Source organism: Microbulbifer donghaiensis, from assembly GCF_900129095.1.
GTDB classification, from domain to species: domain Bacteria; phylum Pseudomonadota; class Gammaproteobacteria; order Pseudomonadales; family Cellvibrionaceae; genus Microbulbifer; species Microbulbifer donghaiensis.
Window position 1 is genome coordinate 1,490,029 of the sequence record NZ_FQVA01000001.1, and the last position, 22,099, is coordinate 1,512,127.

Consider the following 22,099-nt stretch of genomic DNA (forward strand, 5'->3'; position numbering starts at 1 on the left):
ATGCTATTTTCAGTCGCGCGGCAAAAGGACTTTGCCAAGCAAAAACGGACGCCAACTTAGTTAGGGAAGACCCACATGCACCCGAGTCAATCAGAGCTGTTAAAACTGAAAAACCTGGGCCTCGCCTCTGTCAATATCCTCCATTCCATCGGTATTCGCTCCTGCGATGATCTGCGCCGGGTAGGCCCGGTAGATGCCTTTATCAGCATTCGCAACCGCGGTATCAATGCCTCCCGGGTAATGCTCTACGCCCTGCAGGGTGCACTGCTCGATGTGCACTGGAACGACCTGGATCCAGACGTGAAAGCGCACCTGGCCAGCGAGGCCGACCGGCTCCTGTCGGCACAGGACTCAGAGTAAGCAACGCCGGAAAATTCGCGAAGTGGGGGCGCCGGGGATCTTGAAAGCGCCGCCGCCGCCCCTATCTACACTTCCTCCTAAGACATCTTGATTGGAGTACACCGATGTTGCGCATTGGTCTGTTTCTTTTGACCAACTTTGCCGTTCTGGTCTTGGTCGGCATTATATTCAACCTTCTCGGCATTCAGGGCATTCTCGATGCCAATGGCGTCAACCTGAACCTCGGCGCCCTGCTGACGATGTGTGCCATCTTTGGCTTCGGCGGCGCACTGATCTCGCTGCTGATGTCCAAGACCATCGCGCGCATGTCCACCCGCACCCAGGTTATCGACCAGCCGCGCACCGCCGACGAGCAGTGGCTGGTGGAAACTGTGCGCGAGCTGGCACAGAAAGCCGGTATCGGTATGCCGGACGTGGGTATTTTCCCGATGCCACAGGCCAACGCCTTCGCAACCGGCTGGAACCGTAACAGCGCCCTGGTGGCCGTTAGCTCGGGCTTGCTGGAACGCTTCAACCGCGACGAAGCCCGGGCAGTCATCGGCCATGAAATCGGCCACGTCGCCAATGGCGATATGGTCACCCTGGCCCTGATTCAGGGTGTGGTGAACACCTTCGTGATGTTCTTCGCCCGTTTAGTCGGCTTCTTCGTCGACCGGGTGCTGATGCGCAACGAACAGGGACTGGGTATTGGCTACTTCGTGACGTCCATCATCATGGACATCGTATTCGGTGTCTTCGCGATGATGGTCGTGGCCTGGTTTAGTCGCCGCCGCGAGTACCGTGCCGACGCCGCCGGCGCCAGCCTCGCCAGCCCCCAATCCATGATTGCCGCGCTGCAGCGGATCAAGGCGGAATCCGAGGCAGGCCGCGAGCAGCCCCTGCCGAGCAACATGAAGGCCTTCGGCATCTACGGCAACATGGGCGCGCTGCTGGCCAGCCACCCGCCGCTGGAGGATCGCATCCTGGCGCTGCAGAGCCCTCAGCGCTAGGACAAGAGCCCTCAGCGCTAGGACAAGAGCCCTCAGCGCTAGGACAAGAGCCCTCAGCGCTAGGACGAGAGCCCTCAGCGTTAAGAAATAGCCCTCAGCGCCAACAGCCGAAAGGCCACAGCGCCAGCAAAACAGGAGAGAGCCCGAACACGGATAGAAAAGGCCTCTTTACCATCAAAACTTCAGTTGTTAACCCGGCTTCCGGCCGGGTTAACATGTCCCCTTTCGAATCCAGACACCGCACAACGCTGACCATGAACAAGTTCAAAGCCTTGCTGCTGGCCGCGCCACTGCTGTTGCTTACCAGTCTCGCCAATGCAACGACTCCGGTGCCGGTCTTTGCCACCGACGACGAACAGAACACCATGCAGGTGTTCAATTTCGCCAGTCCTTCGGTAGTCTACGTCACCAATGAAACCCTGGTCCGCGACCGCTGGACCCTGCGGCTGCACACCGTGCCCAAGGGCGCCGGCAGCGGCTTTATCTGGGACGACCTCGGCCATGTGGTGACCAACTTCCACGTCATCGAGGGCGCGCGCAAGGTTACCATCACCCTGCAGGACCGCAGCGAGTGGCCGGCTCAGCTGGTCGGCTCGGCACCGGAAAAAGACCTGGCGGTGCTGAAGATCGACGCCCCACCGGAACTGCTTAAGCCGCTGGAGGCCGGCACTTCCAACAACCTGGCCGTGGGCCGCAAGGTTCTCGCCATCGGCAATCCGTTCGGCCTCGATACCACGTTGACCACCGGCGTGGTCAGTGCACTGGGACGCGAGATTCAGGCCGCCAACAACCGCACCATTCGCAATGTGATCCAGACGGACGCTGCGATTAACCCCGGCAACTCCGGCGGCCCCCTGCTCGACAGCAGCGGCCGCCTGATTGGTGTCAACACCGCGATCTACAGCCCCAGCGGCGCCAGCGTCGGTATCGGCTTTGCGATTCCGGTCGATACGGTGAAGAAGATAGTGCCGGAGCTGATCGCCCACGGCCGCCTCGTCCGCCCGGTACTGGGTATCGAATCGGCACCGGACCAGTGGGCCAGCCAGTACGGATACGAGGGCGTCGCCGTTTTGCGCACAGCGCCCGGCATGCCTGCAGAGCGGGCCGGGCTGCGCGGAATTTACCGCACCCGGCGCGGCGGCTGGCAGCTGGGCGACGTTATCGTGGAGGTGGACAGCCAGCCGGTGAACACCTATGACGACCTGATGAACGTGCTGGAGAATCACCGCGCCGGTGACGAGGTTAGCCTGGGCGTCGTGCGCGACGGGAAAAGACGCCAAACATCGATTACACTCGCCGCTCCCGAATAACCGATAAAAGAATTGCTGTGCAGAAATATTTTCTTTGCCGTTACGAAGAACTGACCGAAGGCCAGTCGAAGGGGTTTTCTCTCGGTGACACTGCCGCCGGCACCGACAATGTATTTGCCGTGATGAAAGACGGCGAGGTTTACGCCTACAAAAACAGCTGCCCGCACCGGGGCATCAATCTGAATTGGCAGGAAGACCAGTTCCTCGATCCCGACGGCGCCCTGATTCAATGTGCGTCACACGGCGCCCTGTTCCTGATCGAGACCGGCGAGTGTATCGCCGGCCCCTGCACCGGCGATGCGCTGACACCGGTGCCGGTCGAGCACACGGCGGAAGGCCTTTACGTATTGCTGGCAGAATGAGCCGGATATCGCAAAAAAGACCGACTAACGCGTAGTCGTTCCTGCAAAAGCCTGTCAGCGAAAAGGGATCGCTTCGTAAAGCGCAATCTCCACCGCGTTGATGCGCGCCCGATAGGCGAGCACTTCAACGCCCGCAGCCACTGCCGCATCCAGTGCCTCGGCGTAAGCGGGATCAATTTCCCGCGCGGCCTGCACAGTTTCGATACCCGTGTGCTGCACGCAGTAAAACAAGACCGCACGCACGCCGTTTTCGGCCAGCTTCTGCAACTCGCGCAGGTGCTTGGCGCCGCGGCTACTGACCGCGTCGGGAAAGAGACCGCGATTGCCTTCAGCCAGGGTCACATTTTTGACTTCAACGTAACAATCACCGTCGCCCCCCGACAGCAGCAGATCGATTCGGCTGTTCTCGTCGCCGTAGCGCACCTCGCGTCGCAGGCTTTCATAGCCCTGCAATTCCGACACCACACCGCTTGTAATCGCCTCCTCGACCAGCGCGTTGGCACGGCCGGTATTGACCCCGGCCAGAGCCCCCTCCGGCGTGGTGGTCACTTCCAGTGTGTGGCGATACTTGCGCTTGGGGTTGCCGGAATCTGAATACCAGCAAGGCGTGTTCTCAGCCCAGCAGTTTTTCATCGAGCCGGTATTGGGACAGTGAATGGTGAAAATTTCACCTTCCGGGGTTTCGATATCGGCGAGGAAACGCTTGTAGCGGCGCAACAGGTTGGCCCGCTGCAGGGGAGGATTAAGCTTCACGTGACGACCATAACTGACTTTTTAAGCGCCACAAAATACTAGGGAACCTATGCGCAAGTCCATGGCCTCTCTGGCTTCCAGAGCGGCTCACAATCAAGGCGCGACTTTGCAGGAATGCCGAGGCCTTTCAAAAAGTTGCAACGCGGAGTGTGAGTCGCTCTGGAAGTCGGGATGCCGCACCACCCGATGGGCGCGCCCTGAAGCGAACATCTGCTGCGTTGCAGTGCTTGTAAAGGGCTGGCCATTCACTGCGCACTGCGCCTAACAGCTGCACGCTTCAGGGCCCGCAGAGAGGCTATGGACTTGCGCATAGGTTCCCCGATCAACATTTTGTGGCGCGAACCGAAGAGATTTGGTAGCTTCTTCGCCCTCGGTCGCCAGGGCCATCGATGTATCAGGGTTGGGGGCGCCGGAAGAAGGAATCGCCTGCCATCATGTCCAAATTGATCGGGTTAAAAATGCACCAGCCCGAACAATTCCGGACTAGGCTAGATTGAATTTGGTGGTATTGCCCCCATAAATGGGGGCCCGTAAAGAATAGAGAGGCAACGACTATGCCCAAAACTGCTGCGAGCACCGAATCTCTGCACGGCTTTGAGCCCTACAAAGAGAAGAAGGGCGAAGAGTACATGAATGAGAAGCAGCAGGAGCACTTCCGCAACCTGCTGCGGGCCTGGAAGGCCGAGCTGATGGCGGAGGTGGACCGCACCGTTTCCCATATGAAAGACGAGGCAGCCAATTTCCCGGATCCGGCCGACCGCGCCAGCCAGGAAGAAGAGTTCAGCCTCGAGCTGCGCACCCGCGATCGCGAGCGCAAGCTCATCAAGAAAATCGATGCCACTCTCGAACTGATCGACCAGGACGACTACGGCTTCTGCGAAGCCTGTGGCGTGGAAATCGGCATTCGCCGCCTGGAAGCACGTCCCACCGCAACCCTGTGCGTGGACTGCAAGACCCTGGCGGAGATCAAGGAAAAGCAGATTTCCGGCTGATCTCATCTTTGGCGAAGTGGCGGTCCCCATGATCGCCCACCTCTCGAGGGCGGCCTTTGGGGTCGCCCCTGCACAACCTTGAAAACCTCCACTCCCTATATCGGCCGCTTTGCGCCCTCACCCACCGGACCGCTGCACTTCGGCTCACTGGTCTGCGCCCTGGGCAGCTACCTCGACGCCACCGCCCACGGTGGACACTGGCTGGTGCGCATGGAAGACCTGGATCCACCGCGGGAAGAGCCGGGCGCGGCAGATCGCATTGTCAGATCTCTCGAGGCCCACGGCCTGCACTGGCACGGCCCGCTGGAGTGGCAGAGCCGGCGCCACTCGCTGTATGAGGACACCCTCGCCGAACTCGCGGTACGGCAACTGGTATATCCCTGCCACTGTTCGCGCAGCCAGATCCGGCGCAATGGCGGTCACGACAACGACAGCTGCCGAACAGCCGGCGAGGAACAGGGCCCCTGTGCATTGCGGCTAAAGTGCGCCGGCGGCGAGGAGCATTTTCACGATCTCTGGCGCGGTGAGCAGCGCCAGCTGATCGGCGAGGACACCATTCTCAAACGGCGTGACGGCCTCTACGCCTATCAGTTGGCCGTTGTCGTCGACGATATCGACCAGGGCGTGAGTCACATTGTCCGCGGCGCCGACCTCCTCGACACCACCGGTGCGCAACAGGTGTTGTTTCGCATGCTCGGCGCAACACCGCCACAATTCGGCCACCTACCCCTGGTAATGGGCCCCGACGGCCACCAGAAACTGAGCAAGCAGAATCACGCGCCGGCCATAGATAACCACAACGCCTCCGCCAACCTGTGTACTGCGCTCGACTTTCTCGGCTTTCACGTGCCAGCGGAATTGGCGCACGAAAAGCCAGAACATATTCTCAAATGGGCCGCGGCGCGCTGGCAGCGCCACCAGGTCGATATGCGCGACCGGCAATTGCACTGAGACGGTGCGGCAATTAACATTTTTCCGCCAATCGCAGGGCGTTGCGCAGATTCTGCTGTAATGCCCCAATACCGAATTCGATTTCCGTGGCTCGAATCACCCGATCGCAAACAGCGGCCGCTCCCGCAGCAATCGGTGGCCAAGGTTTGACTGCAGCCACCTTAGAGCAGATATCACTTAGCAATCTATGAGCAACCGCACCCTGTTAATCCTGCTGGTACTGGCGGGTTACGTTTTCTCACCGACCATCTTTACCTGGATGATCAATCCGGCCGGCGCCTGGTACCGCCCTTTTATCCTCTGGTTCGTACTGATCCTGCTGGCGGTGTTCGTGCAGATGAGGCGCAAGTCCGATGAACTTTGAAATTGCGCACATTGCCCTGATCGGCGTGGCCTACATCGCCACGCTGTTTTTTGTTGCCTTCGCGACCTCCAAGGGCTGGCTGCCGTCGCGCTGGGTGCGCCATCCGCTGGTCTACGTGCTGTCACTGGGCGTTTCGCTGTCCGCCTGGACCTTCTACGGTATCGTCGACCTGGCCTGGCAGTATGGTTACGGCGTGCTCGCCTATTATCTGGGCACCGGCGCCATGTTCCTGTTCGCGCCGGTGGCGCTGGAACCGCTGGCGCGACTGGCGCAGCGCTACCAGTTGACATCGCCAGCCGACCTGATGGTTTTCCGCTATCACAGCCGCGAGGCCGGTACCCTCGCCACACTATTCATGCTGCTGGCACTGCTGCCGTTAATCGCGCTGCAGATTCAGGCGGTCTCCGAAACCCTGGCGCTGTTGTCGCGCGACAGCGTTGCCGCGCTGGCGCTGCCGGAGAGTGGTGTCACCAGCAAGAACCTGATCGCGTTTTTCTACTGCGTGCTGCTGGCGGTCTTTACCAGCATGTACGGTGCCACCCGCGAGCGGCGCGCGGGCCTGGTCAGCGCCATGGCGGTGGAATCCGTGGTCAAACTGGTGGCGCTGCTGGCGGTGGGCGCCTATGCCGTCTACGGCGTTTTCGGCGGATTCACCGGCCTGGACCAGTGGCTGGCGCAGAACAGCGATATGCAGCAATTGCTGTACACCCCGATCAAGCAGGGGTCGTCGCACACGCTGCTGCTGGTATTTATTGCCACTGCCGTGGCGATGCCGCATATCTTCTACCTGAGTGTGGCGGAACGCCCTGCAACCCAGACCCTGCGTATCGCCAGCTGGGGCTTTCCGCTGTTCCTGCTGCTGATGGCACTGCCGATATTCCCGATCATGTGGGCGGGTTTCGCACTGGATGTATCAGAGCCGGTGCAGTACTTTGCCCTGGCGGTGCCGCGGGCCAGTGGTTCGGCACTGCTGACAATTCTCGCCTTTGTTGGCGGCCTGTCCGCCGCCACCGGCGCGCTGGTGATGATTACCCTGGCACTGTCCACCATGGTCATGAACCACTGGCTGCTACCCGGCACCCGCTGGCATTCCGAGGACAACATGTACCGCCAGCTGGTGTGGCTGCGCCGCGCTTTGGTAGCGGCACTCTTTCTGGCCGGCTTCGCCTTCTACCTGCTGTTGAACAACCGCCTGTCCCTGTCGGACCTGGCGCTGCTCGCGTTTATCGCCTCACTGCAGTTCCTGCCCGGCATCTTCGCCGTCATCCACTGGCCGCGCGGCAATCGCCGCGGTTTTATCGGCGGCCTGCTCGCGGGCATGCTGATCTGGGCCGGCGGCCTGTTGCTGCCGGCCGTGTTCGGCATGAGCGGCATCACCCTGCCCGGCACCGATATACAGATTCCGCTGGGCATGACCATCTGGACCCAGATCACCACCCTGTCGCTGGCGGTAAACGTGTTGTTGTTTATCGGCCTGTCGGTATTTACCCGCAGCAGCAGTCTGGAACAGTATGCCGCGGACCTGTGTAGTGACGACACATTGAGCCAGGCACTGCGCCTGGAACTGGATGTCGAATCGGCTGCAGATTTCCGCGTGCGGCTGGCGGAGAGCCTCGGCGCAGCCACCGCCAACCTGGAAGTCAATCGTGCCCTGCGCCAGTTGAACCTGCCCGACAGCGAACGCCGCCCCTACGCGCTGCGCCAGCTGCGCAACAAGCTGGAGGCCAACCTGTCCGGCTTGCTGGGGCGGGTACTGGCGGGACAGATCATCGATCGCCATTTCCCATTCAAGGACAGCGACCAGCCGGCCAACAAGGACATTCATCTGATCGAGACGCGGCTCAGCCGTTACAAAAACCAGTTGACCGGTCTCGCCGCGGAACTGAACAACCTGCGCCTGTACCACCGGCAGATGCTGGAAGAGCTGCCTCTGGCCGCCTGCTCCCTGGGGCGCGACGGCGAGATTCTGCTGTGGAACTACGCGATGCAGGACCTGACCGGAATTGCCGCCGGCGACGTGATTGGCTCCAAGCTGGAATACCTGGTGGAGCCGTGGCGCACCCTGTTGACCGAGTTTGCCGATTCCGCCGACGCCAGCCGTTTCAAGCAGCAGGTCAGCCTGGGGGGCAACAGCCACTGGCTGAATCTGCACAAGACGCGGCAGAAGAGCAGCCGCAGTGGGCGCGCGCGCCGCGACCGCGGCGACGGCTTGATGTTACTGCTGGAGGATATTACCGAGACACAGATTCTCGAGCAGGAGCTCATCCACAGCGAGCGCCTGGCATCCGTGGGTCGCCTGGCGGCTGGCGTCGCCCACGAAGTCGGCAACCCCGTGACCGGTATCGCCTGCCTCGCCCAGAACCTGCATTTTGAGTCCGATAATTCCGAAGTGCGGGACACCGCCGACCAGATCCTCAGTCAGACCCAGCGCATCAGCCGCATCGTCCACTCACTGGTCAACTATTCCCACAGCGGCAGCCAGGAGAGCCAGCGGGCACCGGTGGACCTGTACGCCTGCGTGCAGGAGGCGGTACAGCTCTTGTCACTCCAGCGTGACAAGACCCAGGTGACATTTGCCAACGCCGTGCCAGAAGACCTGATCGCCCCCGGTGACAATCAGCGCCTGATCCAGGTGTTCATCAACCTGCTCAGTAACGCCCGCGACGCCAGTCCCGATGGCGGCCATATCCAGATCGACGGTTACGCCGCGGACGGCAGCGCCTGTGTTTCGGTCACCGACGATGGCCCCGGCATCTCGCCCGAGCACCGCGATCGTATCCTCGAGCCCTTTTTCACCACCAAGGAACCCGGCGAGGGCACCGGTCTCGGCCTGGCGATGGTGTACAGCATTGTTGAAGAGCACGACGGCCAGCTGGAACTGATCAGCCCCGCCAACCCGGAGACCAACCGCGGAGCAAAATTCATCGTGCAACTGCCCCTGGCAAGATAACTGTCACCAAGTGCATAGATTGCGCAAGATTCGTGCAAATTTTGTTCAATTGGACCCGTCTGAGTTGCATCGAAACGCCGGGCGGGTAAAACTAGGCGTTCACTGAGCATTTTGTAACCAGGCGTAACACATGAGCCACATCCTGATCGTCGAAGATGAAGCCATTATTCGAACGGCACTGCGCAAGTTGCTGGAGCGGCACCGCTACAAGGTCAGTGAAGCCGGATCCGTGCGCGAGGCGACCACCAAGTACCGCCTCAACGACTTCGACCTGATCATCTCCGATCTGCGCCTGCCCGGGGCCCCGGGCACGGATCTGCTCAAACTCGCCGGCGACGTGCCGGTACTGATCATGACCAGTTACGCCAGCCTCAGGTCCGCCGTGGACTCGATGCGCATGGGCGCGGCGGACTATATCGCCAAACCCTTCGACCACGACGAAATGATCGCCACCGTGCGCCGCGTGATCGGCAAGGCCGAGCAGAGTCGCGCCCAGGCACCTGCGGCCAGGGAGCAGGGCCGCACCATCGCCGGCATGATCGGTGACAGCCCGGTCATGCGCGACCTCTACAGCCGCATTCACAAGGTGGCCCCCACCGACGCCACTGTGCTGGTGCACGGCGAGACAGGTACCGGTAAGGAGCTGGTGGCGCGCGCGATTCACGAAGAGAGCCGCCGCGCCGGCAAGCCGCTGATTTCCGTCAACTGCGCGGCGATTCCGGAAACCCTGATCGAAGCCGAACTGTTCGGTCACGAGAAAGGCGCCTTTACCGGCGCGCAGACTGCCCGCGAGGGCCTGGTCGCCGCCGCCGATGGCGGCACCCTGTTCCTGGATGAGATCGGTGAGCTCCCCCTGGAGGCCCAGGCGCGCCTGCTGCGGGTGCTGCAGGAAGGGGAAGTGCGGCCGATCGGCGCGGTGGAATCCCGCAAGGTGGACGTGCGACTGGTGGCGGCAACGCACCGCAACCTGCGCCAGCTGGCCGCAGAGCGCAAGTTTCGCGAAGACCTCTACTACCGTATCAACGTGGTACAGATGACCCTGGCACCGCTGCGCGAGCGCGGCAAGGACGTGCTGGCAATTGCCGAGCACTTGCTGGAGAAGTTCTGCGCCAAGGTAGAGCGCCCGACCCTCAAGCTGTCCCCGGAGGCCGTACAGGCCGTCACTACCTATACCTGGCCCGGTAATGTGCGCGAACTGGAGAATGCAATTCAGCGCGCGGTGATTCTCACCGACGATGACAGCAGGGAAATCGACTACAACACACTGGATATCGACCTGGACCTGGTGCCCATCGAAGAAGCGGACCCCGAGCGACTCCCGCGTAGCCGCCACACGGACCCGCGCGAAGACTTGTCGCTGGAAGACTATTTCGCCCGCTTCGTCATTGAACACCAGGACACCATGAGCGAAACCGAACTGGCAAAGAAACTGGGCGTGAGCCGCAAGTGCCTGTGGGAGCGCCGCCAGAAACTGGGGATTCCGCGCAAGAAGTCCCGCCGCGCTGCCACTGCCGAGGCCTAGCCCGGATATTGCACCAGGCCGCTTGAGATTTCACTTAAGTCTTTGTTTGTAAAAATTTTTTTGAGTTTTCACTCGGGTACAAAATGTTACCAAGCACCGCTGGCCGCGCCCTCGCTTGATCTCTGTGCGCTCAGCACATTTTTGCGGCTAATACGTGCAATAAGCATGCATGTACGCCGCAAAAATGCACTGAACGCACAGATCTCGGCGCGATCATCGCGGCCCCTGGTGCAATATCCGGGCTAGTCCGTCACAGAATACCGCCAGGGGTGATCCCGGGGTCGCCCCTTACCGCACGGCGCTGATCGCGCCGCCACCCGCACGCCGCGTTACCCGGCACGCCCCTCAGCAGTAACAGCAAAAAGTGTTACCCCTGTCTCACCGGGAGTAACAACTGCCGCGACATCCGTAACGTGCAGGCCTGTTACAACCCATCAAAAAACCGCCAAATATTTATAAGTTATTGATTTATAACGATTTTAAAAAGTTGGCACACTAAATGCTTTGTATCTAGTACAAACAACAAGAACAGCCAAGAATAAAAATAAATGACTGTTTAAGCCCTAATAACAACTCACAATAAGCGGGCGAAACACAATAAGAATAATGGGGCGGTCGACAATAAAAGCAAACAGAGACCAAAACCGACAGAACAATAAAAACAACAAACAATAACAATAAATAATAAAAATAAAGCAGAAGACAACAAAAAAAACGACAAGCGCGTTACAAACTGACTGATTGTACCTGGGAGAGGGTGTTTGCTAGACAGCAAATTGATAGCGCAAGGAAGCCGCTGCCTTCATAGTCAATAAGAATAATTCCCATCTTTCCTTTCTTTTCCCCCTGCTCGCGACGCAATCTGCCCGGATTGCGGGCGTATGTCTTTGCCTGTGGTAGAATCCGCCTCGCAACAGGACCTGTCAGTATCAGTTCGAATGAGCAATTGTGACGGGACCTTCCAAGCCAGATCCCGTTGGCAGCAGTCAAGACAGACAGCCGTATGCTCAATTCCCTGATCAGTAGTATCAAACGCTGGCGCAAGCCGGCCAACCCGGGTCCCAGGGTCATCGCCCGTAGCGACCACAGTATTTCCCGCCGCGATATCAGCCGCGCCGCCCTGACGGTGATGAAGCGCCTGCAGGAGGCCGGCTTCCAGGCCTATATCGTCGGCGGTGGTGTGCGCGACCTGCTATTGGGTGGCCACCCCAAGGATTTCGATGTCGCCACCGACGCCACCCCGGAGCAAGCCAAGCAGCTGTTCCGCGGCTCGCGCATTGTCGGGCGCCGCTTCCGCATACTGCATGCGCGCATCGGGCGCGAAGTTATCGAAGTCACCACATTCCGCGGCCATCACAGCGACGGCGAGGAACACGAGGCGCAGCAGTCGGAGCACGGCATGCTGCTGCGCGACAATGTCTACGGCGACCTGCAAAGTGACGCCGTCCGCCGCGACTTCACGGTCAATGCCCTCTATTACACCACCAACGGTTTTGCGATCCACGACTACACCGGCGGTGTACGCGATATCGAGCAGCGCCTGATCCGCATGATCGGCGATCCCGTCACCCGCTATAAGGAAGATCCGGTGCGCATGCTGCGTGCGGTCCGTTTCGCCGCCAAGCTGGACTTCAACATCGAGGACAAAACCGCGGCACCGCTGACCGAACTGGCGCCACTGCTACGCAACATAGCGCCGGCGCGCCTGTTCGATGAGGTGCTCAAATTGCTGATGAGCGGGCACGGTGAGCGGACTTTCGAACTGCTGCGCCAGTATCGCCTCTGGCACCACCTGTTCCCGGACAATGCCGCCCGACTGGACGACCCGGCAGCCCTGGAACTCACCCGCCTGGCCCTGCGCAATACCGACCAGCGCATTCGCGAAGAGATGCGCGTGACGCCCGCGTTCCTGTACGCGGCCCTCCTGTGGCCGGCGGTGAATGCAGAGCAGCAGAAGCTGGTGGACCGGGGCACACCACCGGTACCCGCTTTGGCACAGGCCGCACAAAAGATCACCAGTTCCCAACTGGCGCATACTGCCATCCCCAAGCGCTTCTCGATCCCCATGCGTGAAATCTGGGACCTGCAATCGCGCCTGTCGCAACGTGGCGGCAACCGCGCCCAGCGCCAGAGCGAACACCCGCGTTTCCGCGCTGCCTACGACTTCCTGCTGCTGCGCGAACAGTGTGGCGAACTGGAGCCGGGACTCGGCCAGTGGTGGACCGAGTTCCAGCAGGCCGATGACGAACAGCGCCAGCAGATGGTCCGCAAGCTACAGCGCAGCGGCAGCGGTAGCGGCAACCGCCGCGGGCGCGGTTCGCGCGGCGGACGTCGCCGCCGCCCCCCAAAGGCAGCCGAATAGCCAATGGAGAAGGTGTATATCGGTCTCGGCAGCAATCTGGCGAAACCGCAGCAGCAGCTGTGCAGTGCGCTGGAAGCAATGGCCGCACTACCCGGCACGCGCCTGCTCCGCTGTTCCAGCTTTTATCGCAGTGCGCCCGTAGGCCCGGGAGACCAGCCGGACTACATCAACGCAGTCGCAGAGCTGCAGACCGAACTAGCACCGCTGGAACTGCTGGACCAACTCCAGGCGATCGAAGCGTCGCACGGGCGCGAACGCACCATTCGCTGGGGCGCTCGCACCCTCGATTTAGATATACTGCTGTTCGGCGACGAGCTGATCGATGTACCGCGCCTGCAGGTTCCGCACCCGCGCATGGCCGAGCGGAATTTTGTGTTACTGCCGCTGGCAGAGCTGGAACCGCAGCTGCGGCTACCCACGGGGGAGTCCATCGAGACACTGCTGCAGGCATGCCCGCACAATCGCCTGGATAAAATCTGACGCCTCGTTAAAGTAGCCACATCAGCCGTGGCGGCGAACACCATGTTCGCCTCTGCAGCCCCGGAAGGGACAGCGGCGAGGACAAAAAAAAGGAGTAAATTCAGTGGTCAACGATACCGGCGAATCCCAACTTCAAGAACTCGACCTGTCCGGCAGGACGCTGCCACGATTTATCGCCGTGGAGGGCAATATCGGCGTGGGCAAGACCACGCTGGCAAAAAAACTCGCAGCCACGTTTAACTACGACACGCTGCTGGAATTGCCGGAAGACAATCCCTTTCTCGAGCGCTTTTACCAGGACCCCAAGAGCACAGCACTGCCCACCCAATTACATTTTCTGTTGCAGCGCTCACAGCAAATACAGGCGTTGCGCCAGGACGACCTGTTCAAACCCGTTCGTGTATCCGACTTCCTGATCGAAAAAGACCAGCTGTTTGCCGAAGTCACACTCGATGCGGACGAACTGGCTCTGTATCAGCAGGTTTACCAGCACCTGACCCTGCAGGCGCCCAAGCCCGACCTGGTCGTCTACCTGCAGGCGCCGCTGGATGTGCTGCAGGGGCGCATACGCACACGCGGCATTGCCGCCGAGCGCTCGATCAGCAACGAGTATCTGGCAACGCTGAATGAAGCCTATACCAACTTTTTCCATTACTACGATGAAGCGCCGCTATTGATCGTCAACAGCGAGGACATCGATATCGTCGATCGTCCACAGGACTACCAGCAGCTGGTGGAATACATGCTCACCATCACCAGCGGCCGCCACTATTACAATCCGGGGAATTGATTGTTATGTACGCACCCACTGAACTGGAAAAACCGGTCACCGTGCAGACGCTGCGCAAGATGAAGGCAGACGGGGAGAAATTTATCACCGTCGCGCTCTACGACGCCCCGATGGCGGCGATGGCACAGAAAACCGGCGTGGAAGCGGTACTGGTGGGCGACTCCCTCGGCATGACCGTGCTCGGCTATGACAGCACTATTCCGGTCACCATGGAGCAGATGATCTACCACGTGGAAGCCGTGGCACGGGGCAACAAGAAGTCCCTGATTATGGGCGACATGCCTTTTATGACTTATGCCACTCCGGAGCTGGCGCTCACCAACGCCACTCGTATCATGCAGGCCGGTGCGCACATGGTAAAAATCGAGGGCGGCGCCTGGCTGGCGGAAACCGTAAGAATGCTTACCGATCGCGGTATTCCGGTGTGTGCCCACCTGGGCCTGACGCCGCAATCCGTGCATAAACTGGGCGGTTACCGGGTGCAGGGGCGGGACGAGGATCGGGCCGGCGAAATTCTCGACGACGCCGCGCAGCTCGACGAGGCCGGCGCCGACCTACTGGTCCTGGAATGTGTCCCCGCTGCCCTGGCCAAGCGCATTACCGATGCGGTGTCCTTGCCGACCATCGGCATTGGCGCTGGCCGCGAAACCGACGCCCAGGTACTGGTGATCAACGATATTCTCGGTCTCACCGAACAGCCGCCCAAGTTCTCAAAGAACTTCCTGCAGGAAGCAGGCAACATTCCCGGCGCGCTGCGCAAATACGCCGAAGACGTCAAGAATGGCGTTTTTCCCGAAGACAGCCACACCTTTTACTGATCGCCTATGACCTTCGATCAACTACTCGCGGAGTGGCGCTCTTACGAAAGTGCGCAACAGGTTCCCGCCGGCTGGACCCAGGGTCGCGCCACCTTCGGCGGCCTGGTAGCCGCCATGCTTTACGAGAAAATGGCTGCGCATGTCGATGCCGATGCCAGTCTGCGCTCACTGACCATTTCCTTTGTCGGCCCGGTGGGTGCCGGTCCGATCGAAATTTCTTCGAACACCTTGCGGGCCGGCCGCTCGGTAACCCAGGTGGAAGGACATATCCGCCAGGGTGATTCGGTATTGCTCGCCGGGCTCGCCAGCTTCGGCAAGGGCCGCGAGTCGAATATCGGCGTGGCTACCGATCGCGCACCCGCGTTCAAGCTACCGGATGAGTGCGAAGCCCTGCCCTACATTCCCGGCGTTGTGCCGGAATTCACGCAGAAGTTCGACTATCGGATAGCGCGCGGACAGCTGCCCTTTAGCGGCAGCAGTGATACTCACCTGGGAGGCTGGGTACGCTTCAAGGATGGCAGTGACAGCGAGGTCACCGTGGCCCACCTGCTGGCGCTGATCGATGCCTGGCCGCCCGCGATACTGCCGATGCTGACAGTGCCGGCACCGGCCAGCTCGCTGACCTGGACAGTGGAGTTCATCGAGCCGCTGCCACAGTTCGGCGGCGACAGCTGGTGGCAGTATCTGGCGGAAGTGGAACAGGCCGCGGATGGCTACGGCGTGATACAGGCGCGACTGTGGGATGTAGAGGGGACTCTGGTCGCCTTTACCAGGCAGACAGTCACCGTGTTCGACTGACCAAGAAGAGATTGCCCTACGCTAGCGTTTTCTTCGAGCAATATAACTCAGCACCAAAAGGACGCTAGCCACTACGGCAATGGAAACGCCTTCATAGAGCAGCTGCTGCGGTGGCGCTTCACCCATGACATCCTCGACAAACTGTATCGCCAATACCATGATAATCACGCCACTGAGCTGCCCTTTCATTTCGCCCAGGTCCTTCGCTACCGGCAATGCCAGACCGCCGATAAAGAGCTGGTAAATACTCACGGCAAACAGATAGAGCACTATCGAGATCAGAAAGGCGTCCACCACCCGAATCAGGTAGACCTCGATATCGTGGCTTTCCCCCCTGCTACTGACAATTAACGCGATGGCCTGAACCGCCTTGGCGCCGCCCCAGAGCATGGCAAAAAAAGCCACGATCAACAGCGCCAGTGTTGCTCCGGTCATGATATGTCGGGTGGCTTCGATCAGAGCTTTCACTTGTCGCAAATTCCCTCATGCCGGCATTTGGTGGCGCAACTTCTGTATAGCACACCAAGTATTCTTGCCGGAGCGCGGCGGAGTTCGCGCAGTCAGCCCCCTGTCATGCCGGTAGCATTTGCGGCGCGGGAAAGGGCCGGGCAAAGGAAAAGGCAGCTGTGGAAGGGCCGCGGACACTCAGGGTCTGCAGTGCCTGCCTGGCATCATCGACAGTAGGCAGGGTGCCGGCGGGAATCCACCACAAGGCCAGTATCGGCCCCGGCATTTTCTCGAACCAGCGCTTTTTATCCTTCAGTATTTCCAGGTGCTCCCCGGAATAGACATAGTCTTTCAGCGCCTCTATCGAGGCCCACACCGACAAATTCACAATAATGCGCTCGTCTTCGAAAACCTGCAGCGCGGTCGCGTCGCCCTCTTCCGTCTGCAGCCGCCAGACAAAACCCGGACTGCGGTCCGCCAGCGCATTGATTCGATCCAGCTGCTCCACAAAACCCCGCATCACGGGGCTGTCCATCGGACCTTTGGCCCGCGCTATATTGACCTGCGCCAGGTGAAATTGTGCCGACATATCCGTGTCCTCAAAGCCATTTTTTCCAGCGGAAAATTACGATTTGCAGCAACACGGCAAGCACCAGCAAGCCGCAGAAAACCATAAATGCCCCGGGTGATTCAGCACCGGGAATACCGCCGACATTAATACCCAGCAAACCGGTGAGGAAACCCAGCGGCAGGAAGATAGCCGCCACTACGGAGAGTACATACATGCGGCTGTTAAGCTGTTCCGAATTGCGGCTCAGCAGCTCTTCCTGGGTGACCGCCGCGCGCTCGCGCACCGCATCAATGTCCTCGATATGGCGCAGCAGGCGATCGCTCACCTCGCGCAGCTGGATACGACTGCCCTCATCGAACCAGGTTACCTTCTCCTGCAACATACGCGACAGCGCCTCGCGCTCAGGGGCCAGATAGCGGCGCAGGGTGATAGTCTGCTTGCGCAACCGCGCCAGGTCCGCGCGCAACGCCGCACTGCTGGCATCGAGCACACAGTCTTCCAGCTCGTCGATCTTGTCCTCGAAGGCCTCTACCGTATCACTCATGCGCCACACGAGCAGGTCCGTCAGTGAAACCACCAGATCCGCCGAATTGACAGGGCCCCGCCCGGCGCGCAGGCGCTCTAATAGATCGTTGACGGAAAGCAGGCGTCGCCTGCGGGTACTGATAATACGGTTTTCTTCCACCCACAGCCGGATGGACACCATATCCTCGGGTTGCGATTCAGGATTCAGATTGACCCCCCGCAACGCGATCAGCAGGGCGTCGCCCAGTGCAGTGGTGCGCGGGCGGGTCTCCTCGGTAAGTAGCGCATCGACCACCAGTGGCTCCAGGCCACTCTGCTCGCGCAGCCACTGCTGCACCTCGGCGTCGGTGTAGTCGAAATGCAGCCAGAGCAGTCCGTGCTGCGGCTGCCAGTCCCGGACTTCGCTCCAGTCCAGGTCCCTGCCGCCCCCCTCGCGATCGAGCAGAAAGGCATGAATCAGGCCGGCGTCCACGCTCAACTGTTTAGTAAGGTCTCCAGTGCTGTCCATGCGCGCCTCCAAATTTGCCTAACGCTGTATAGTCAGCGCCGCCTCGGCCACCTCGCCGGCAGCCAGCTGCCAGCTATCGGCAAAAGCATTGCCGTGCTCGACGCAGACAAACTCGCCGCAGTGCTCGCCGACGTCCGCCAGTGTCGCGGCCAGTTCGGCGCCCGGATTCCAGGTGATCACGCTGTGGCAGTTGTCACTGTGGGTAGTGATCGGATTGCGAGTCAGGATCTTCTGGTGCGCTGGGGCGTTTTCAAAAACCCGGTCCACCTCCCCGGGAAAAGTCAGCGAGCCTTCCTGCCGGAATCGCGCCAGTTCGCGGGTATTGTCCAGGTACTCGGCATGTTCCAGCCCGTGCACTTCGATTTCGCGCACGCTCTCCACCGGGAAATAGGTATGCCAGGCCCAGCTGTACTCGACAGCCGCTTCCGCCAGGTTTTCCAGTCGCAGAAGCAACCGCAGTTCGCGGCCCAGCCGCATGGTGAACTCGCAGAAGAAAGGTGCCGCGAATAGCTCGTCGCCGTTGTGCCGGAAAGTAAACACCAACTCCACGTCGCCGCCAGCCAATTCCTTCGCTGCCGCCAGCTCCCAGGTTTGGGTGCGCACCAGCCCGTGCTTTGGCTTGGCCGGATCGACGCGGTTGATACCGAACCAGGGCAGGCACAGAGGAATCCCGCCGCGCACGGCCTTACCCGGTTCAAATTGTGCCTTCGGGCTGAGCCAGAGCAGCGGCTCCCGGTCTGTAGCCTGGAACTCCAGTAACTGGGCACCCTGCCGGGCGATAACTGCACGGCACAGCGGTGTCTGCACCAGCAGCAGGTCGAGCCCCGGCTTGTTGTAGAGGGCGCCGCTATCGGTATGTTCGATGAAATTAGTGTGTATCTGCTCGCTCACGCTTGCACTCGATCCTGTTCTGATGGTTGCTATTGGTTCGCTTTGCTGAGGTGCGCCAGATCGCCGGCGTGCTGTTCCCAGTTCTGGCCGTCGAAAGGTTCTATCACGATGCCCTCCGGCACAGCGTCCAGGCAGCGCAGGTTGACACTGTAGCCATCGGGATTGGAGCGCGGCACATAGAAAGATTTCACGCCGCAATGCCGGCAGAAATAGTGCTTGGCCACGCCGGTATTGAAGGTGTAACAGCTGAGGTCATCCTTCCCCTGCAGCAGCTGAAAGTCCGCCGCCGGTACGATCAGGTGTTGGAACCCCACCATCTGGCACATCGAACAGTTGCAGGCGTGCGCCACCAGGGGTTCTCCGTCCTCGTGACTGACGGTTGCGCGGAATCGTACGGCACCGCAGTGACAGCCCCCTTCCAACACGCAAGGGACCTTACCCATGACTGCTGTCCTCTGAATCGAATAATGGGCGGGCACACAGCAACGTCAGGGCCCCCGCGGCCAGCATAAAGTGGAACCAGTTTATCCGCGCCAGTCCCAACACCCGAGTCGCGCCGGCGCCGACCACCAGACCCGCGAAAATGACCAACACAGCGCCAGCTGCCAGCAGTAGCGCCAGCGGACGCGACAGGGTGCGCGCTGAAATCAATTCCAGCAGGGCAATCGCCAGCCACAGCAGCAGCCCGAGTGTGGAATAGAGGCTGCTGACGGCCTCGGGGGACAGGGCAGCGGTTTCCGCCGCACCCAGCGCCGAACCGATCACCAGGACCATGGTGACATAGGCTGGTGCGCGGCTGTCACGCCCCAGCCCCAGCCCCAGGCGTGCCCACAGCAGGGCAATGCCGATCAGCACAAAGGAAATGGTCGCCGACAGGCGCGACAGCGCGCGATGCAATTCGGTAACGCCTGGATCGATGCCGTAGCGATAGGCGCCAGCCGCGGCAGCCAGGGCGAGACAGAGCGAGGCAGCAACGATCAGCAGGGCCGGGGACTGGCAGCGGCTGCGGGCGATATACCAGTATTGATTGGCCACCAGTAGAGCGGCCAGGGCGAGCAGAATTTCCGCGAGCCAGAAGTTGTGCAAGGTTGTTCCCCTTTATTCTTTGAACCGGATTCTAACCGAAAGCATATGGTGCTGCGCCATAGCCCTCAGCGCCCGAGGAAAACTGCAGGCATAAAAAAACCCGGCGGCTGCCGGGTTTTTTGCGCTCAGGAGACTCAGCCTTCGTCAGAGGCCTGATTCGCCTCAGCGGATTCCTCCGCCTGGTCTGCCTTGGCTTCCTTGATGGACAGCTTGATGCGGCCGCGCTGGTCGACGTCCAGTACCTTCACGAACACCTTCTGGCCTTCGCTCAGGTAGTCGGTCACCGCATTGACGCGCTCTTCGGCGATCTGGGAGATATGCACCAGACCGTCTTTGCCCGGCAGGAAGTTCACGAATGCACCGAAGTCGACGATGCGCACTACGGTACCTTCATAGATGGCGCCGATTTCGGCCTCCGCGGTGATTTCCTCGATGCGGGTTACCGCCGCTTCCAGGCTCTCACCGTCCTCACCGAATACCTTCACGGTACCGTCGTCTTCGATATCGATAGACGCACCGGTTTCTTCGGTGATGGAGCGGATGGTCGCGCCGCCCTTGCCGATCACGTCGCGGATCTTGTCCGGATGGATCTTCAGGGTCGCGTAGCGCGGCGCGTTCTCGTTCACGGTTTCGCGAGACTTGCCGATCACCTTGTTCATTTCCGCCAGGATGTGCAGACGGGCCTGCAGGGCCTGCTCCAGTGCGGTTTCCATGATCTCTTCGGTGATACCTTCGATCTTGATGTCCATCTGCAGCGCAGTCACACCAGAGGCGGTACCGGCTACTTTGAAGTCCATGTCGCCGAGGTGGTCTTCGTCACCGAGGATATCGGTCAGAACCGCGTAACCTTCGTCTTCCTTCACCAGGCCCATGGCGATACCGGCTACCGGAGCCTTCAGCGGCACACCGGCGTCCATCAGCGCCAGGCTGGAGCCACACACGGAAGCCATGGAGCTGGAACCGTTGGATTCGGTGATCTCGGAGACCACGCGAATGGTGTACGGGAAGCTCTCCGGATCCGGCAGTACTGCGGCAATACCGCGGCGCGCCAGGCGGCCGTGGCCGATTTCGCGGCGACCGGTAGCGCCCACACGACCCGCTTCACCTACCGAGTAGGGCGGGAAGTTGTAGTGCAGCATGAAGTAGTCTTTGCGCTCACCTTCGAGGGCGTCGATGATCTGCGCATCGCGGGTGGCACCGAGGGTAGCCACAACCAGAGCCTGGGTTTCACCGCGGGTGAACAGGGTGGAGCCGTGGCCCTTCGGCAGGACACCGACTTCCACACTGATCGGGCGCACGGTCTTGGTGTCACGACCATCGATACGCGGCTCGCCGCGCACGACTGCGCCGCGCACGATTTTCTTCTCCAGCTTGCCGAAGTAGCTCTTCACCTGCTCTGCGGCGATCTCTTCGGTAGCCAGGGCCTCGGCAGCTTCATTGCGCAGCTCAGACAGACGGGTGGTACGCTGCTGCTTGTCGGTGATGCGGTAGGCTTCTGCCACCTGCTCGCCGAACTGACCTTCCAGCGCGGCCTTCAGTACACCGTCTTCCGCTTCCGGCTGCCAGTCCCAGACCGGCTTGCCAGCCTCGGCTTTCAGCTCTTCACAGACCTTGACCACAGCCTGCATTTCCTGGTGCGCGAACAGAACCGCACCCAGCATGATGTCTTCCGGCAGCTCTTGCGCTTCGGATTCAACCATCAGCACGGCGTCTTTGGTACCGGCAACGACCATGTCCAGCTCGGAGGCCTTCAGGGCCTTGTAGCCCGGGTTCAGCAGGTAGCCATCTTCCTGGGTGTAGCCCACGCGCGCGGCGCCAATCGGACCGCCGAACGGGATACCGGAGACGGACAGCGCCGCGGAAGTACCGATCATGCCGGCGATATCCGGATCCATGTCTTTTTCCGCCGACAGCACGGTGATCATCACCTGCACTTCATTCATGAAGCCCTTCGGGAACAGCGGGCGGATCGGACGGTCGATCAGGCGGGAGGTCAGAGTTTCTTTCTCGGACGGGCGGCCTTCGCGCTTGAAGAAGCCACCGGGAATCTTGCCGGCCGCGTAGGCCTTCTCCTGATAGTGTACGGACAGCGGGAAGAAGCCCTGATCCGGCTTGGCTTCCTTGGCGCCTACAACGGTACACAGAACCACGGTTTCGCCCATGGTAACCAGCGCCGCACCGGTAGCCTGGCGCGCAACGCGGCCGGTCTCGATGGTGACCTGGTGTTGTCCGTACTGGAAAGTTTTGCTTACTGGATTCACTAGTTTTTT

Annotated in this window: 22 protein-coding genes; 14 read left to right on the forward strand and 8 right to left on the reverse strand. The window is 60.6% G+C overall.

Annotated features, from left to right (window positions below; genetic code table 11):
* The first annotated feature begins 75 nt into the window (after positions 1-75).
* The 4 genes from BUC36_RS06315 to BUC36_RS06330 all read left to right on the forward strand — a co-directional run bounded on the left by BUC36_RS06315 (position 76) and on the right by BUC36_RS06330 (position 3,021).
* Positions 76-360: a TfoX/Sxy family protein gene (locus tag BUC36_RS06315; protein ID WP_073272819.1), complete on the forward strand. Its 285-nt coding sequence runs from the start codon at positions 76-78 to the stop codon at positions 358-360.
* A gap of 104 nt (positions 361-464) precedes the next feature.
* Entirely contained in the window at positions 465-1,349 is an 885-nt protein-coding gene (gene htpX, locus BUC36_RS06320) for a protease HtpX (RefSeq protein ID WP_073272821.1), read from the forward strand.
* Positions 1,350-1,603: 254 nt separating this feature from the next.
* On the forward strand, positions 1,604-2,659 hold the full coding sequence (locus BUC36_RS06325; RefSeq protein ID WP_073272823.1) for a S1C family serine protease: 1,056 nt from the start codon (positions 1,604-1,606) through the stop codon (positions 2,657-2,659).
* Positions 2,660-2,676: 17 nt separating this feature from the next.
* Complete coding sequence (locus BUC36_RS06330; protein ID WP_073272825.1) at positions 2,677-3,021, forward strand: Rieske (2Fe-2S) protein; 345 nt, start codon at positions 2,677-2,679, stop codon at positions 3,019-3,021.
* Between the two features lie 54 nt (positions 3,022-3,075).
* Here BUC36_RS06330 and sfsA read toward each other — a convergent pair whose 3' ends face one another.
* Positions 3,076-3,774, reverse strand: a complete 699-nt coding sequence (gene sfsA, locus BUC36_RS06335) for a DNA/RNA nuclease SfsA (protein ID WP_073272827.1) — start codon at positions 3,772-3,774, stop codon at positions 3,076-3,078.
* Between the two features lie 554 nt (positions 3,775-4,328).
* Between sfsA and dksA the strand changes: the two genes are divergently transcribed.
* The 10 genes from dksA to BUC36_RS06380 all read left to right on the forward strand — a co-directional run bounded on the left by dksA (position 4,329) and on the right by BUC36_RS06380 (position 15,801).
* Positions 4,329-4,766 (forward strand): RNA polymerase-binding protein DksA, encoded by a 438-nt coding sequence (gene dksA, locus BUC36_RS06340; RefSeq protein WP_073272829.1) that lies wholly within the window; start codon positions 4,329-4,331, stop codon positions 4,764-4,766.
* Positions 4,767-4,844: 78 nt separating this feature from the next.
* On the forward strand, positions 4,845-5,717 hold the full coding sequence (gluQRS, locus tag BUC36_RS06345; protein WP_073272831.1) for a tRNA glutamyl-Q(34) synthetase GluQRS: 873 nt from the start codon (positions 4,845-4,847) through the stop codon (positions 5,715-5,717).
* Between the two features lie 187 nt (positions 5,718-5,904).
* Entirely contained in the window at positions 5,905-6,081 is a 177-nt protein-coding gene (locus BUC36_RS19030) for a hypothetical protein (RefSeq protein WP_200797195.1), read from the forward strand.
* Entirely contained in the window at positions 6,071-9,031 is a 2,961-nt protein-coding gene (locus BUC36_RS06350) for an ATP-binding protein (protein WP_073272833.1), read from the forward strand. Before BUC36_RS19030 ends, BUC36_RS06350 begins: the two co-directional genes overlap by 11 nt.
* A 130-nt stretch (positions 9,032-9,161) precedes the next feature.
* Positions 9,162-10,553 (forward strand): sigma-54-dependent transcriptional regulator, encoded by a 1,392-nt coding sequence (locus tag BUC36_RS06355; RefSeq protein WP_073272836.1) that lies wholly within the window; start codon positions 9,162-9,164, stop codon positions 10,551-10,553.
* 1,003 nt (positions 10,554-11,556) lie between these two features.
* On the forward strand, positions 11,557-12,915 hold the full coding sequence (gene pcnB, locus BUC36_RS06360) for a polynucleotide adenylyltransferase PcnB (RefSeq protein ID WP_073272838.1): 1,359 nt from the start codon (positions 11,557-11,559) through the stop codon (positions 12,913-12,915).
* Between the two features lie 3 nt (positions 12,916-12,918).
* Entirely contained in the window at positions 12,919-13,395 is a 477-nt protein-coding gene (gene folK, locus BUC36_RS06365) for a 2-amino-4-hydroxy-6-hydroxymethyldihydropteridine diphosphokinase (protein WP_073272841.1), read from the forward strand.
* 103 nt (positions 13,396-13,498) lie between these two features.
* Complete coding sequence (locus tag BUC36_RS06370; protein ID WP_073272843.1) at positions 13,499-14,185, forward strand: deoxynucleoside kinase; 687 nt, start codon at positions 13,499-13,501, stop codon at positions 14,183-14,185.
* 5 nt (positions 14,186-14,190) lie between these two features.
* Positions 14,191-15,003, forward strand: coding sequence for a 3-methyl-2-oxobutanoate hydroxymethyltransferase (panB, locus tag BUC36_RS06375; protein WP_073272845.1), 813 nt, complete (start codon positions 14,191-14,193; stop codon positions 15,001-15,003).
* 6 nt (positions 15,004-15,009) lie between these two features.
* Positions 15,010-15,801, forward strand: a complete 792-nt coding sequence (locus BUC36_RS06380) for an acyl-CoA thioesterase (RefSeq protein ID WP_073272847.1) — start codon at positions 15,010-15,012, stop codon at positions 15,799-15,801.
* A 21-nt stretch (positions 15,802-15,822) separates the two neighbouring features.
* Here BUC36_RS06380 and BUC36_RS06385 read toward each other — a convergent pair whose 3' ends face one another.
* From BUC36_RS06385 to pnp, 7 genes are all read right to left on the reverse strand, one after another.
* Positions 15,823-16,269, reverse strand: a complete 447-nt coding sequence (locus BUC36_RS06385; protein WP_073272848.1) for a YqhA family protein — start codon at positions 16,267-16,269, stop codon at positions 15,823-15,825.
* A gap of 103 nt (positions 16,270-16,372) precedes the next feature.
* Positions 16,373-16,837 carry a DUF3291 domain-containing protein gene (locus BUC36_RS06390; protein ID WP_073272850.1) on the reverse strand — a complete coding sequence of 155 codons (465 nt, stop codon included), beginning with the start codon at positions 16,835-16,837 and terminating at the stop codon, positions 16,373-16,375.
* A 10-nt stretch (positions 16,838-16,847) separates the two neighbouring features.
* A complete protein-coding gene (gene zntB, locus BUC36_RS06395) occupies positions 16,848-17,852 on the reverse strand; it encodes a zinc transporter ZntB (RefSeq protein ID WP_073272854.1) in 1,005 nt (334 codons plus the stop codon).
* Between the two features lie 18 nt (positions 17,853-17,870).
* A complete protein-coding gene (locus tag BUC36_RS06400) occupies positions 17,871-18,743 on the reverse strand; it encodes a D-hexose-6-phosphate mutarotase (RefSeq protein WP_159435991.1) in 873 nt (290 codons plus the stop codon).
* A gap of 29 nt (positions 18,744-18,772) precedes the next feature.
* On the reverse strand, positions 18,773-19,186 hold the full coding sequence (locus tag BUC36_RS06405; protein WP_073272856.1) for a GFA family protein: 414 nt from the start codon (positions 19,184-19,186) through the stop codon (positions 18,773-18,775).
* Positions 19,179-19,829, reverse strand: a complete 651-nt coding sequence (locus BUC36_RS06410; RefSeq protein ID WP_073272858.1) for a hypothetical protein — start codon at positions 19,827-19,829, stop codon at positions 19,179-19,181. Before BUC36_RS06410 ends, BUC36_RS06405 begins: the two co-directional genes overlap by 8 nt.
* Positions 19,830-19,963: 134 nt before the next feature.
* Positions 19,964-22,090, reverse strand: a complete 2,127-nt coding sequence (pnp, locus tag BUC36_RS06415) for a polyribonucleotide nucleotidyltransferase (protein ID WP_073272860.1) — start codon at positions 22,088-22,090, stop codon at positions 19,964-19,966.
* Positions 22,091-22,099 lie beyond the last annotated feature (9 nt).